The sequence below is a fragment of the Achromobacter sp. HNDS-1 genome, from assembly GCF_040084795.1.
GTDB lineage: Bacteria > Pseudomonadota > Gammaproteobacteria > Burkholderiales > Burkholderiaceae_B > Achromobacter > Achromobacter ruhlandii.
This window is the reverse complement of record NZ_CP157584.1, coordinates 2,884,743-2,897,355: the sequence shown is the minus strand read 5'-3', so window position 1 is coordinate 2,897,355 and position 12,613 is coordinate 2,884,743. Positions and strand designations below refer to the sequence as shown.

Annotated in this window: 13 protein-coding genes; 3 read left to right on the top strand and 10 right to left on the bottom strand. The window is 66.9% G+C overall.

Annotated elements, in window-relative coordinates; translation table 11 throughout:
• Positions 1 to 81: 81 nt before the first annotated feature.
• From ABFG95_RS13460 to ABFG95_RS13445, 4 genes are all read right to left on the bottom strand, one after another.
• Complete coding sequence (locus ABFG95_RS13460) at positions 82 to 1,245, bottom strand: ABC transporter substrate-binding protein (RefSeq protein WP_049076952.1); 1,164 nt, start codon at positions 1,243 to 1,245, stop codon at positions 82 to 84.
• 333 nt (positions 1,246 to 1,578) lie between these two features.
• The gene (locus tag ABFG95_RS13455; RefSeq protein WP_063569609.1) at positions 1,579 to 2,520 is read right to left on the bottom strand and encodes a LysR substrate-binding domain-containing protein; all 942 of its coding nucleotides are present in this window, start codon (positions 2,518 to 2,520) and stop codon (positions 1,579 to 1,581) included.
• A 52-nt stretch (positions 2,521 to 2,572) separates the two neighbouring features.
• Positions 2,573 to 2,938 carry an antibiotic biosynthesis monooxygenase gene (locus ABFG95_RS13450; RefSeq protein ID WP_059272796.1) on the bottom strand — a complete coding sequence of 122 codons (366 nt, stop codon included), beginning with the start codon at positions 2,936 to 2,938 and terminating at the stop codon, positions 2,573 to 2,575.
• Positions 2,939 to 2,943: 5 nt separating this feature from the next.
• Positions 2,944 to 3,576 (bottom strand): LysE family transporter, encoded by a 633-nt coding sequence (locus tag ABFG95_RS13445; RefSeq protein ID WP_049076948.1) that lies wholly within the window; start codon positions 3,574 to 3,576, stop codon positions 2,944 to 2,946.
• Positions 3,577 to 3,725: 149 nt separating this feature from the next.
• Here ABFG95_RS13445 and ABFG95_RS13440 point away from each other — a divergent pair, with 149 nt between their 5' ends.
• Together ABFG95_RS13440 and ABFG95_RS13435 are read left to right on the top strand one after the other, a co-directional pair.
• The gene (locus ABFG95_RS13440; RefSeq protein ID WP_049076946.1) at positions 3,726 to 4,625 is read left to right on the top strand and encodes a LysR family transcriptional regulator ArgP; all 900 of its coding nucleotides are present in this window, start codon (positions 3,726 to 3,728) and stop codon (positions 4,623 to 4,625) included.
• A gap of 19 nt (positions 4,626 to 4,644) precedes the next feature.
• The gene (locus ABFG95_RS13435) at positions 4,645 to 5,136 is read left to right on the top strand and encodes a copper chaperone PCu(A)C (protein ID WP_068953177.1); all 492 of its coding nucleotides are present in this window, start codon (positions 4,645 to 4,647) and stop codon (positions 5,134 to 5,136) included.
• 201 nt (positions 5,137 to 5,337) lie between these two features.
• Here ABFG95_RS13435 and gdhA read toward each other — a convergent pair whose 3' ends face one another.
• Both gdhA and ABFG95_RS13425 read right to left on the bottom strand, forming a co-directional pair.
• The gene (gene gdhA, locus ABFG95_RS13430; protein WP_054500375.1) at positions 5,338 to 6,684 is read right to left on the bottom strand and encodes an NADP-specific glutamate dehydrogenase; all 1,347 of its coding nucleotides are present in this window, start codon (positions 6,682 to 6,684) and stop codon (positions 5,338 to 5,340) included.
• Positions 6,685 to 7,136: 452 nt separating this feature from the next.
• Positions 7,137 to 7,925: an exodeoxyribonuclease III gene (locus ABFG95_RS13425; protein WP_049076940.1), complete on the bottom strand. Its 789-nt coding sequence runs from the start codon at positions 7,923 to 7,925 to the stop codon at positions 7,137 to 7,139.
• A 134-nt stretch (positions 7,926 to 8,059) separates the two neighbouring features.
• Between ABFG95_RS13425 and pyrE the strand changes: the two genes are divergently transcribed.
• Positions 8,060 to 8,749, top strand: coding sequence for an orotate phosphoribosyltransferase (gene pyrE, locus ABFG95_RS13420; RefSeq protein ID WP_063583587.1), 690 nt, complete (start codon positions 8,060 to 8,062; stop codon positions 8,747 to 8,749).
• Here pyrE and ABFG95_RS13415 read toward each other — a convergent pair.
• The 4 genes from ABFG95_RS13415 to gatA all read right to left on the bottom strand — a co-directional run bounded on the left by ABFG95_RS13415 (position 8,664) and on the right by gatA (position 12,613).
• Complete coding sequence (locus ABFG95_RS13415; RefSeq protein WP_278992883.1) at positions 8,664 to 9,242, bottom strand: type II toxin-antitoxin system VapC family toxin; 579 nt, start codon at positions 9,240 to 9,242, stop codon at positions 8,664 to 8,666. The two genes, pyrE and ABFG95_RS13415, sit on opposite strands and share 86 nt — an antisense overlap.
• Entirely contained in the window at positions 9,239 to 9,490 is a 252-nt protein-coding gene (locus tag ABFG95_RS13410) for a hypothetical protein (protein WP_063583586.1), read from the bottom strand. Before ABFG95_RS13410 ends, ABFG95_RS13415 begins: the two co-directional genes overlap by 4 nt.
• Before the next feature lie 127 nt (positions 9,491 to 9,617).
• Positions 9,618 to 11,075 carry an Asp-tRNA(Asn)/Glu-tRNA(Gln) amidotransferase subunit GatB gene (gene gatB / locus ABFG95_RS13405; RefSeq protein WP_049076931.1) on the bottom strand — a complete coding sequence of 486 codons (1,458 nt, stop codon included), beginning with the start codon at positions 11,073 to 11,075 and terminating at the stop codon, positions 9,618 to 9,620.
• 2 nt (positions 11,076 to 11,077) lie between these two features.
• On the bottom strand, positions 11,078 to 12,613 hold the full coding sequence (gatA, locus tag ABFG95_RS13400; RefSeq protein WP_049076929.1) for an Asp-tRNA(Asn)/Glu-tRNA(Gln) amidotransferase subunit GatA: 1,536 nt from the start codon (positions 12,611 to 12,613) through the stop codon (positions 11,078 to 11,080).

The following is a 12,613-nucleotide window of genomic DNA, read 5'->3' as shown; positions in this document are numbered from 1 at the left end:
GCGACTGCATGCCGGCGCCCCGCGCACGGGGACGCCGGCGGCGGCGGCCGGGCAGCCGCCGCCGCATTGCTGCGGACGAACTTAGTTGGCCTTGACCACGCGGCCGCCCTTGACCTCGCCGATGACCACTTCCTTGGCGGTAATCGCGTCGTGGTTGTCGTGGGTGAAGGGCTTGTTGTAGGTCATCACCACGCCTTCGACGGGCGTCTGCAGGTTTTCGAGCGCCTCGCGGATCTTCGGGCCATCCGTGGAGTTGGCCTGCTTGATGGCCGCGGCCAGCAGGAAGATCGAGTCATAGCCCTGGGCTGCCGACACCGGCGAGTCGATGCGGTTGTTCTTGGGCTTGAACTTGGCCAGGTAGGCGTCGATGAACGCCTTGCGCTTGGGCGTGTCCGGGTCCTGGATGAAGGTCTGCGGCATGCGCGCGCCTTCGCCATTGGCGCCGGAGTTGTCGATGTAGTTGGCCATCGACAGCGTCCAGCTGCCGATGATCGGCACCTTCCAGCCCAGCTTGGCCATGCCGTTGGCGATCTGCGCCAGCTCGGGGCCGATGCCGTAGGTCAGCACGGCTTCTGCGCCCGCGGCCTTGGCCTTGAGCAACTGGGCCGTCATGTCGACGTCCTTGATGTTGAACTTCTCGACGGCCACCGGCTTGATGCCCTTGGCGTCCAGGGCCTTTTCCAGGTCCTCGCGGCCGAGCTGGCCGTAGTTGGTGGAGTCGGCCAGGATCGCGACCTTCTTGAAGCCGCGGCGCGTGATGGCTTCTTCGACAATCATCGGCGCCTGGATGCTGTCGTGCGCCGCGTTGCGGAACACGTAGTTGTCCGGGTACTCCGGCGCCTTGAACTGGTGCGTGATGACGCTGCCGGTGGCGACGTTGTTGAACACCGGAATCTTGGCGTCCTGATAGAAGCGCTGCGAGGCCAGCGCCACGCCGGTATTGATGTAGCCGACCGTGGCCGTGACCTGTTCCTTGTTGATCAGCTCCTGGGCGATCTGCACGCCGCGTTCGTTCTTGGCTTCGTCGTCGCGCTCCACCGCGACCAGTTGCCGGCCGAGCACGCCGCCGCTCTTGTTGATTTCCTCGATGGCCAGGCGCACGCCGTCGCGCATGCTGACGCCCATGGAGGACGAGCCCCCGGTGTAGGGACCGGCCACGCCGATCTTGATGGGGTCGGCGGCGTAGCCCGCGGCCGATACGGCAAAAGCAAGGGTTCCTGCAAGCAGCTTCAAACGAAAATCCATGGATGTCTCCGTTGTAATTAGTAGAACTGCGTGGAAAACCGTGTGCCGGCGCCAGGCGGCGAGGAAAGAGGTTGGTGGCGCGCTCCTGTGTTGCGTGTTGTGACTGTCTGCTTAATCGCTTACGCGAATCTGACCGCGCGGGGTTTTTCCGCGTAAATACCTAGTACGGGCGCAAGGGTGCCGGACCCGGGCGCTGCGATGCAGCATCAGATGGGAAAGGATCGGGCAACGCCATGACGCGGCGCCTGCCTCCGGCGCGCGGCCATGTTCGGCGCATCCTAGCCAGCGATGCGCCAGGGTGCGCGGAATTTCCTTCCGCCCGGGGCTGGAAATTTATTCCGGCTTGGCCGGCAGGCCGCGCGGCCATTGGGATGCGCGTTCGCAGACCTCGGCCAGCCATAGGGAAAACGCTTGGGCCGCGCCGCCGGGCGGGCGCGAGATTTCGGTGCACAGGTGGTACTGGGATTCACCCGGTGTTTCGATGTCGAGCACGCGCAGCAATTTGCCTTCATCGAGCCATTCGGCGGCGAGGGTGCGGCGGGTCAAGGCGATGCCCTGGCCGGCGCGGGCCGCCGCCAGCATCATGCCCAGGTCGACCAGCCAGACGCCGCGGGCGGGCTCGGGCCAGTCCAATCCCGCCGCGGCCAGCCATGGACGCCAGGGTTCCATCGGGCAGCGCAGCAGCGCGGCGCGCGCCAGGTCCTGGGGACGGTCGAACGGGCCGTGGGCGTCGCGATAGGCCGGCGAGCACACGGCGAACACCGGGTCGGTGGTCAGCGGCCGGGCATGCAGGCCGGGGTATTTGCCGCTGCCGAAGCGGATCCAGACATCGGCGTTTGGCGGCGTGATGTCCAGGTAGGGAATGGACAGCATGATCTCCAGCTCGACGTCCGGATGGGCGGCGGTGAAACCGGGCAGGGCGGGGATCAGCACCTGGCGGGCGAAGGTGGGCGTGGACACGACCCGCAGGGGTTCGAGCTTGGGTTCGCCGCGCTTGTGCAGCGAGGCGTCCGACAGCAGGTCCAGCGCGGTGCGCACCTGCTCCAGGTATTCGCGCCCGGCGGCGCTCAGGGTGGCGCCGCGGCTGCTGCGGATGAACAGGGTGACGTCCAGCTGCGCTTCCAGCGCGGCGATGCGCTTGCCGATGGCGCTGGCGGTGACGAACAGTTCTTCGCTGGCGCGCTCGAACGAACCGAGCCGGGCGGCCGCCTCGAAGGCCTGGATGGCGGCCAGCGGCGGCAGGCGCACGTCTTTGGAAGGAGAGGGTCCGCGCATGATCGTCTGGCGGGCCGGCCATGCGCCCGACGAAAGAGTGGCAACCCGGCGATTATAAAAGTGCTGGACCGGGCAGTCCGTCCCCGTATTCCCTTAGCACCTGGGCGATGATCACCCGGTAGCCGTCCAGCCAGCGCGACTGCGCGGCCTTGGCCTGCTGGTGGGCAGGGTGGCGGATCAGGGCTTCCAGGGCTTCAAGCGATTCCCAGTAATAGACATTGGCGTACAGGCCGCGCGCGGGATCTTCCCAGGCCTCTTCGCCCAGGTAGCCGGGGGTAGCCCGCGCCGCCGTGGCGATGGCCTGGTCGAGGCGGTGGAAGTCGTCGTCGAACTGCTTCTTGGCGAAGATGAAGGTGGCGGTGTAGCGCGCCGGCCCCGGGTGGGCGGGGCCAGCAGGACAGGCGGCGGTACCGGGCACGGCCGTCAGACGCCCTTGACCGCCAGGCTGATCGCCAGGCCGGCCATGACCACGGCGATGACGCCGTCCAGCACGCGCCAGGCCGAGGCGCTGGCGAAGAAGCGCGCGAACAGGCGCGAGCCGATGCCCAGCACGGCCAGCCACAGCAGGCTGGCGGTGAAGGCGCCGGCGGCGAACGCCATGCGGGCGTCGTCGAAGCCGTGGGCCAGCGAGCCGACCACCACCATGTCGAGCCAGAAATGGGGGTTCAGCAGCGAAAAGCCCAGGGCGCCCAGCATCGCGGCACGGCGCGAGGGCACCACGTCGCGCGCGGCGGCCAGGCCGCCGGTGGCGGTCCAGGCGCGGCGCGCCGATTGCAGCGCGTACCAGGACAGGAACGCCACGCCGAACCACAGCACCGCGGTGGTCAGCCACGGGAACCAGGCGGTCAGGGCCTGCAGGCCCGAGACGCTGGCGAAGATGAAGATGGCGTCGATCAGGGCGCAGATGGCGACCACCGACAGCAGGTGCGCGCGCATCAAGCCCTGGCGCAGGATGAATGCGCTCTGTGCGCCGACAACGGCGAACAGGCCCAGCCCGGTGGCCGTGCCGCTGGCCCAGGCGGTGAGGAAGAGGGGGGAGGACAACGTGGCGAACATGACTGCGAACCTTTTGACTGCAACGCCTTGTGGCGGCGCTTGGATACCGGGCCGGCAGCGTCGCGCATGCCGGCAATGCAACATTTTCGCTTGCCGCCAATATGAAATACAGCTAATTTTCCTTCACTATATTAAGTAAAACTAATCCTATGAAGATCGATCATGGCAACCTGCGCGCCCTGGCCGCGGTGGTGCGCGAAGGCAGTTTCGAGCGCGCCGCGCTGGCGTTGAGCGTGACGCCGTCGGCGGTGTCGCAGCGGATCAAGGCGCTCGAAGACCGCATGGGCCGGCTGCTGGTCCAACGCACCGTGCCGGCCGCCGCCACCGCCGACGGTCAGGTACTGGTGCAATTGGCCGAGCAGACCGCGCTGCTGGAGCACGACGCGCTGAACCGGCTGGGCGTGGCGGACGACGATGTGCCGCACGCCAGCATCCCCATCGCCGTCAACCACGACAGCCTGGAGACCTGGTTCGTCGACGCGGCGCTGCAGTTTTCCAGCCGCACCCGCGCCACGCTCGACATGCAGTCCGAAGACCAGGACCACACCGCCGCGTTGCTGCGCAACGGCTCGGTGCTCGGCGCGGTGACGACGCTGGCCGATCCGGTGCAGGGCTGCCGCATCCACGCGCTGGGCAGCATGCGCTATGTGGCGACGTGCACGCCGGCTTTCCACAAGCGCTATTTCGCGCAAGGCGTGAACGCGCAGACGCTGGCGCAGGCGCCGGTGCTGGTGTTCAACCGCAAGGACGCGCTGCAGGCCCGCTTCGCCCACAAGATCTCCGACCCGGCGCCGTGGCAGCCGCCGGTCTGGTGGGTGCCGTCCACGCGCGCCTTCGTGCAGGCCACGCTGGGCGGGCTGGGCTGGACGATGAATCCGCTGCCGCTGGTGCAGGAACACCTTGACGCAGGTCATCTGGTGCTGCTGCGAGGCCGCGCCTGGGAGGATGTGCCCCTGTATTGGCAGCATTGGCGGGTAAACTCCGAGGCCATGGAAGCTTTGACCGACTCGGTTCTGTCAGCCGCCCGCAGCCTGGTCCGGCGGCGTTAACCCTTTAGGAGAACACCTCATGAACATCCGCAAGTTCGCCGCTGTCGCCATCCTGGGCCTGTGCGCGGCCGGGTCCGCCTGGGCCAAGGACTACAAGGTTGGCGAGGTCGAGGTCGATGATCTCTGGGTGCGCGCGTCCGCGCCGGGCCAATCCAACGGCGCCGGTTACATGGATATCGACAACGATGCCAAGACGCCCGACCGCCTGCTGTCGATCTCGTCCGACGCCGCCGAGCGCGTCGAGCTGCATACGGTCGAAACCGCCAACGGCGTGGCCAAGATGCGCCCGGTCGAGGGCGGCATCCCGCTGCCGGCCAATGGCGAGGTCAAACTTTCGCCGGGCGGCTATCACGTCATGTTCATCAAGCTGAAGGCGCCGTTCGCCGAGGGCGCCACCGTGCCGGCCACGCTCAAGTTTGAAAAGGCGGGCGAGGTGGCGGTGCAGTTCAAGGTCAAGCCGGCTTCGCACAATCCCGGCATGAGCCATGACCACGGGGCGATGAAGCACTGATCCCGGCGGCATCGGCGGCGCGCCGGTACGGGGCTCGTATGCCGTTCGCGCCGGGCGCTGCGGCATCAGGGCAGGCAGGGCAGAGATCCGAAATGATCTCTGGCCGCACGGCGGTCCGCAATGGAAAAAGGCGGCAGGCTCGAACAGCCCGCCGCCTTTTTATCGTCGCATTGCCGGCGCCGGAGGGCGCCGGCATGTCGATCAATACAGCCCTTGCTGGCGCATCGCGTCGGCGACCTTGACGAAGCCGGCGATGTTGGCGCCGTCCAGGTAGTTCACGTATTCGCGCTCGCTGTGGCCGTGGCGCACGCAATTCTCGTGGATGTCGCGCATGATGGCGTGCAGGCGCGTGTCCACTTCTTCGCGGGTCCACGCCAGGCGGGCCGAGTTCTGGGCCATCTCCAGGCCCGACACGGCCACGCCGCCAGCGTTGCTGGCCTTGCCCGGGGCGTACAGCACGCGGGCGGCGATGAAGGCCTTGGCGGCGTCCAGGGTGGCGGGCATGTTGGCGCCTTCGGCCACGCACTGCACGCCGTTCTTGATCAGCGTTTCGGCGTCGGCCAGTTCCAGTTCATTCTGGGTGGCGCAGGGCAGGGCCACGTCCACGGGCACGTGCCACGGGCGCTTGCCGGGTTCGTAGACCAGGCCGAATTGGCGCGCGTAGGCGTCCAGGCGGCCGCGCAGGTCGTTCTTGACGTGCATCAGCGCCACCAGCTTCTCGTGGTTGAAGCCGGCTTCGTCGACCACCGTGCCGTTCGAGTCGGACACCGTCACGACCTTGGCGCCCAGCGCCATGGCCTTCTCGATGGCGTACTGGGCCACGTTGCCCGAGCCCGAGACCGACACGCGCAGGCCATCGAACGACTTGCCGACGCGCTTGAGCATTTCCTCGGCGAAGTAGACGGTGCCGTAGCCGGTGGCTTCGGGGCGGATCAGGCTGCCGCCGAAGGTCAGGCCCTTGCCGGTGAAGACGCTGGCGGTGGAGTTCGACAGCTTCTTCATCATGCCGGCCATGAAGCCGACTTCACGCGCGCCCACGCCGATGTCGCCGGCCGGCACGTCGGTGTCCGGGCCCAGGTGGCGGTACAGCTCGATCATCAGGGCCTGGCAGAAGCGCATGACTTCGGCGTCGGACTTGCCCTTGGGGTCGAAGTCGGAGCCGCCCTTGCCGCCGCCCATGGGTAGCGTGGTCAGCGAGTTCTTCAGGGTCTGCTCGAACGCCAGGAACTTCAGGATCGACAGGTTCACCGAGGGGTGGAAACGCATGCCGCCCTTGAACGGGCCGATGGCCGAGCTGTGCTGGATGCGGAAAGCGCGGTTGACCTGCGCCTGGCCCTTGTCGTCGGTCCAGCACACGCGGAACTGGATCACGCGTTCCGGTTCCACCAGGCGCTCGAGCAGGGCGTGCTCGGCGTAGTGGGGGTGCTTTTCGATGAAAGGCCACAGACTCAGCATCACCTCCTGGACGGCTTGCATGAATTCCGGTTGCTGCGGATCGCGCACGGCGACGCTACGCAGGAAGTCGTCCAGACGCTGCACTTTCAACATGATCTCCTTGGGGGGCGCTTCGAATGGGTGCGGAGATGCGCCGTTTTGGGGCGCGGTGTCTCCGTTTTGGTGCGATTGGCACCGGCTTGGTGCGGGATTGTAGGGCTAATTTGTTGCCCTGCGCAAAGCCGGAAAGTGCGCCATCGTCTTGATATCAAAGCACTTTTTCTTATTTTTATTGGGGACACATTATGCTTGGGCGTGCAGGTGTGGAACCCGAGACTTCATAGCAGAAGCCATGAGCCGTTGAATTCACAGGGAAAATTAATATGTCCCCAATATTATGGGAATCTGGGAAGCGGTGCGGGATCGCCGCCCCATAGGGGAATCCAGCCTTTTGGCGGGATATGGTCCTCATCTTGCAGGGCCAGATCCACTTAATATGTCCCTAAATATATTTTGAGCAGGATCATGCGTGCGGGCGGCGGAATCCGTCTTCCGCCGCCCGTCTTTCAGAGCGTGGCGTCGTAGTCGATGGTCAGCGGCGCGTGGTCGGAAAAACGTTCGTCCTTGTAGATGGCGACGCTGCGCGCGCGGGCGGCGATGCCCGGCGTGGCGATCTGGTAGTCGATGCGCCACCCGACGTTCTTGGCCCAGGCCTGGCCGCGGTTGCTCCACCAGGTGTATTGGTCGGGGCGGTCGTCGATGGTGCGGAACACGTCGACGAAGCCGCGCTTGTCGAACACGTCGGTCAGCCAGGCGCGTTCCTCGGGCAGGAAACCGGAGTTCTTCAGGTTGCCCTTCCAGTTCTTGAGGTCGATTTCCTTGTGGGCGATGTTCCAGTCGCCGCAGATGATGAATTCGCGGCCGGTCTTCTTGTGTTCGTGCATCAGTTCGTCGATCCACGGGCCGAAGCGGTCCAGGAAGCGGTACTTGGCCTGTTGGCGTTCGTCGCCGCTGGAACCGGAGGGCAGGTAGGCGCTGATCACGGACAGGTTTTTCCAGTCGGCGCGGATGACACGGCCTTCCGGGTCGAACTCCTCGCAGCCCAGGCCGATGTTGACGCGCTCGGCCGCGTCGCGCAGGTAGATGCCGACGCCGCTGTAGCCTTTCTTGACGGCATGGTGGAAGTGGCCGGTGTAGCCCGGCGGGTGGCGCAGGTCGTCGGTCAGATCCTCGTCGGACACCTTGATTTCCTGCAGGCACAGCACGTCGGCGGCGTGCTTTTCCATCCAGGGTTGCAGGCCCTTGCGGAAGGCGGACCGGATGCCATTGAGGTTGATCGACGTGATGCGCAGCAAAGCGGGACTCCTGTAGAGCGGCCGGAAACGGCCGGAACAATGCCAGGAATTTAACCGACTGGGCGACGTTGTCCGGGAAAGGCCCCGACAGCGGATAAAATGCCGGGGTTTGCCACCTCCCGGATCCTCCTCGCATGTCTGCCGCCCATACCGCCTCCGCCACCTCGCTCGACTTTGTCCGCTTCGCCCTGAACGAAGGCGTGCTGCGCTTCGGCAGCTTCAAGGTGAAGTCCGGTCGTATCAGTCCCTATTTCTTCAACGCGGGCCTGTTCAACAGCGGCGCATCGGTTGGCAAGCTGGCGGGCTTCTACGCCCAGGCGCTGCTGGATTCGGGCGTGGCCTTCGACATGCTGTTCGGGCCCGCCTACAAGGGCATCCCGCTGGCCACCGCCACCGCCGTGGCGCTGGCTGGCCACCCGGCGATGCAGGGCCGCGGCGACGTGCCGTTCGCCTACAACCGCAAGGAAGCCAAGGACCACGGCGAAGGCGGCACGCTGGTGGGCGCGCCGCTCAAGGGCAAGGTCGTCATCATCGACGACGTGATCACCGCGGGCACCTCGGTGCGCGAGTCGGTGGAGATCATCCGCAGCGCCGGCGCCGAACCGGCCGCCGTGCTGATCGCCATGGACCGCATGGAACGCGCGGGCGCCGACGACGCGCTGTCCGCGCACTCGGCGGTGCAGGACGTGGCCAAGACCTACGGTATCCCGGTGGTGGCGATTGCCTCGCTGGCCGACATCATGGCGCTGCTGCAGGACGACGCCGCGTTCGCCGAGCACCGCGAGGCGGTGCAGGCATACCGGACGAAGTACGGGGTGAAGTAAACCCGGGCCGGTGGGACTTGGCCCGCCGGCTTCCGTATCGGACTCCAGGGGACTCCAGCCTGTTGGCCGGCCCCTCAGCGCCGATGACGACGAGATCACACGCATATGCCGCTTGCGTCAGGCGCTTGTCGAAGGTGGCCAGTGCGGCATCGTGCCAAAGCGCAAGTTCCAGATACGACGCGTCGTACACCGTGAGGGCGTGTTGCCGGGCAAGGGCGACACAGCGCGGCAGCCATGTGGTGGCAGGTCGGTGTTCGTTGACCACTGGCGCCCTCTTCAACCGCGTTGAAAATTTGGCCAGCATGGCTGGCGTGGCTTGCCGCGACCGTTCGATGCGCAGCGCTCCCTGGGCGACCTCCAGCTTCCAGATCAAGGGGACGAGGGCGGGTTTATCAATCAGGCCTTCCAGTATCGCGAGCGCTTGTCCACTGTGGGTCTGGCTGGGCAATTGCAGCCAACTCAAGGCAACCGACGCATCGAGCACGAGCTTCATTCGCGTATCCCCTTGACGGCGTACCACCAGGTGGCGTCGTCCACATACGGGATGCCCTTGAGTTGCTTGAGTTCCTCGATCGCGCGGTGCGCCTCTTCGGTCAGGAGGGGGTTGACCCGCCAGAACTGGGCATACGCCATGCCATCTCGCATGATGACGACCCGGGTGCCCCCGTGGGCGGCCTCGATAAGTTCGTCCAGGCGCTGCGCGACCTGTTCGTGTGGAACGGATAGGTAGGGGGTAGTCATGGCCAAGTCTCCGGCGCGAAATCGACCAGCCCATTCTTGGCCAAACAAAAAGCCGCGGCAAGATGCCGCGGCCTTCGGTTCGGTCTGATACTGCGCCGGTCCTCGTGATGACGGGCCGGCGCGGGGATCAGCTATCCAGCTTCTGCTTGAGCAGGTCGTTGACCTGCTGCGGGTTGGCCTTGCCGCGCGCGGCCTTCATGATCTGGCCGACCAGCGAGTTGAACGCCTTCTGCTTGCCGGCGCGGTACTCCTCGACGATGGCCGGATTGGCCGCCAGCACCTCGTCGATCATGGCGCCGATGGCGCCGGTGTCGCTGATCTGCTTGAGGCCGCGGGCTTCGATGATGGCGTCGGGCTGGCCGCCGTTCTCGCCGGCCCACATGGCGCCGAACACTTCGCGCGCGATCTTGTTGGAGATCGTGCCGTCGATGATGCGGTTGATCAGCGCGGCCAGGGCCGGCGCCTGCACCGGCGCGTCGGCGATGGCCTTTTCTTCCTTGTTCAGGGTGGCGGCCACTTCGCCCATGATCCAGTTGGCGGCCAGCTTGGCCTGGCCGGCCGGCAGCGCGTGCGCCACGGCCTCGAAATAGGCGGCCAGGTCGCGGCTGACGGTCAGCTGGGCGGCGTCGTAGGCCGGCAGGCCATACTCGGACTCGAAGCGAGCGCGCTGGGCGGCCGGCAGTTCGGGCATGGCGGCGCGGACCTCGTCGACCCATTCGCGCGAGATCACGAGCGTGGGCAGGTCGGGATCGGGGAAGTAGCGGTAGTCGTGCGCGTCTTCCTTGCTGCGCATGCTGCGGGTTTCGTCGCGGTCGGCGTCGTACAGGCGGGTTTCCTGGACCACGGTGCCGCCATCCTCGATCAGCTCGATCTGGCGCCGCGCTTCATAGGTGATGGCGCGTTCCAGGAAGCGGAACGAGTTGACGTTCTTGATCTCGGTGCGGGTGCCGAATTCCTTCTGGCCGACCGGGCGCACGGAGACGTTGGCGTCGCAGCGGAACGAGCCTTCCTGCATATTGCCGTCGCAGATGCCGAGCCACACCACCAGGCTGTGCAGGGCGCGGGCGTAGGCCACGGCCTCGGCGGCCGAGCGCATTTCCGGTTCCGTGACGATTTCCAGCAACGGCGTGCCGGCGCGGTTCAGGTCGATGCCGCTGGCCGGCGAGCCGTTGGCCAGGGTGAAATTGTCGTGCGAGGATTTGCCCGCGTCTTCTTCCAGGTGCGCGCGCGTCAGGTTGACGGTCTTTTCTTCCTCGCCGACGAAGAACGACAGCGAACCGCCCACCACCACCGGCAGCTCGTACTGGCTGATCTGGTAGCCCTTGGGCAGGTCGGGGTAGAAGTAGTTCTTGCGCGCGAACACCGAGCGCGGCGCGATCTCGGCGCCGACCGCCAGGCCGAAGCGGATGGCGCGTTCGGCGGCGCCGCGGTTCATGACCGGCAGGCTGCCCGGCAAGGCCAGGTCGACTTCGTTGGCGTGGGTGTTGGGCGCGGCGCCGAACTCGGTGCTGCTGCCCGAAAAGATCTTGGAGTCGGTGGAAAGCTGGGTATGCGTTTCCAGGCCGATGACGATTTCCCAGTTCATGCTTAGGCGTCCTGCTGGGCCGGCGTGGCCTTGTGCCACGTCGTGACTTGTTGGTAGCGGTCGGCGATGGCCAGGAGGCGGCCTTCGTCGAAGTAGTTGCCGATGATCTGCAGACCGACGGGGCGGCGGCCCGCGCCGCCGAAGCCGCAGGGCACGGACATCGCGGGCAGGCCCGCCAGGCTGACGCCCAGCGTGTAGACGTCGGCCAGCCAGTCGGCGGTGGGGTCGTCGCGGTTGTCGCCGATGTTCTTGGCCACCGTCGGGGTCACCGGGCCCATGATGACGTCGCACTGGCCGGCGAAGGCGCGCTGGAAGTCCTGGGCGATCATGCGGCGCAGGCGCTGGGCCTGCAGGTAATAGGCGTCGTAATAGCCGTGGGACAGCACGTAGGTGCCGATCAGGATGCGGCGCTTGACCTCGTCGCCGAAGCCTTCGGCGCGCGAGCGGCTGATCATCTCGTTCAGGTCGCCGTACTGCTTGGCGCGGTGGCCGTAGCGCACGCCGTCGTAGCGCGCCAGGTTGCTCGACGCTTCGGCGGGGGCGATGACGTAGTAGGCGGGGATGGCCAGCTCGGTGCGCGGCAGCGACACCGGCACGCGCACCGCGCCCAGGGCTTCGAACTGGGCCAGCGCGGCCTGCACCGCGGCGGCCACGTCCGGGGCCAGGCCGGCGCCGAAGTATTCCTCGGGCACGCCGATGCGCAGGCCCTTCAGGGGCTGGCTGCCGGCGGCGTCGAACCTGCCTTGCGCGGCATCGAAATCGCGCCGCACGCGGCCCGGCTCGTTGACGGCGGCGTCGCATTTTTCCAGGCTGGTGGCGTCGCGCGGATCAAAGCCGCTGATGACATCCAGCAGTTCGAGCAGATCGCGGCTGCTGGGAGCCAGCGGGCCGGCCTGGTCCAGGCTGGAGCCGAAGGCGACCATGCCGTAGCGCGACACGGTGCCGTAGGTCGGCTTGATGCCGCTGACGCCGCACAGCGCGGCGGGCTGGCGCACCGAACCGCCGGTGTCGGTGCCGGTGGCGGCGGCCACCAGGCGGGCGGCGACCGCCGCGGCCGAACCGCCCGACGAACCGCCGGGCACGGCGGCCGGGTCCCAGGGGTTGCGGACCGCGCCGTAGGCCGAGTTCTCGTTGCCCGAACCCATGGCGAACTCGTCGCAGTTGAGCTTGCCCAGCGACACGGCGCCGGCGGCCTGCAGGCGCTCGACCACGGTGGCGTCGAACGGGCTGACGTAGCCGTCCAGCATCTTGCTGCCGGCGGTGGTGCGCCAGCCGCGGGTGACGAAGGCGTCCTTGTGGGCGATGGGCACGCCGGCCAGCGGACCGGCATTGCCGGCGGCCAGCGCGGCATCGGCGGCGCGGGCCTGGGCCAGCGTCAATTCGGCATCAATATGTAAGAAGGCGTTCAGGCCGCTGGCCGCCTCGGCGGCCGCCAGCGAGCTTTGCGCCAGTTCGACGGCGCTGACCTGGCGTTGGGCGAGGGCCGCGCGCAGGGCGGCGATCCCCTCGAATTGAGTATGCAGGGCGGGTTGGGTCAT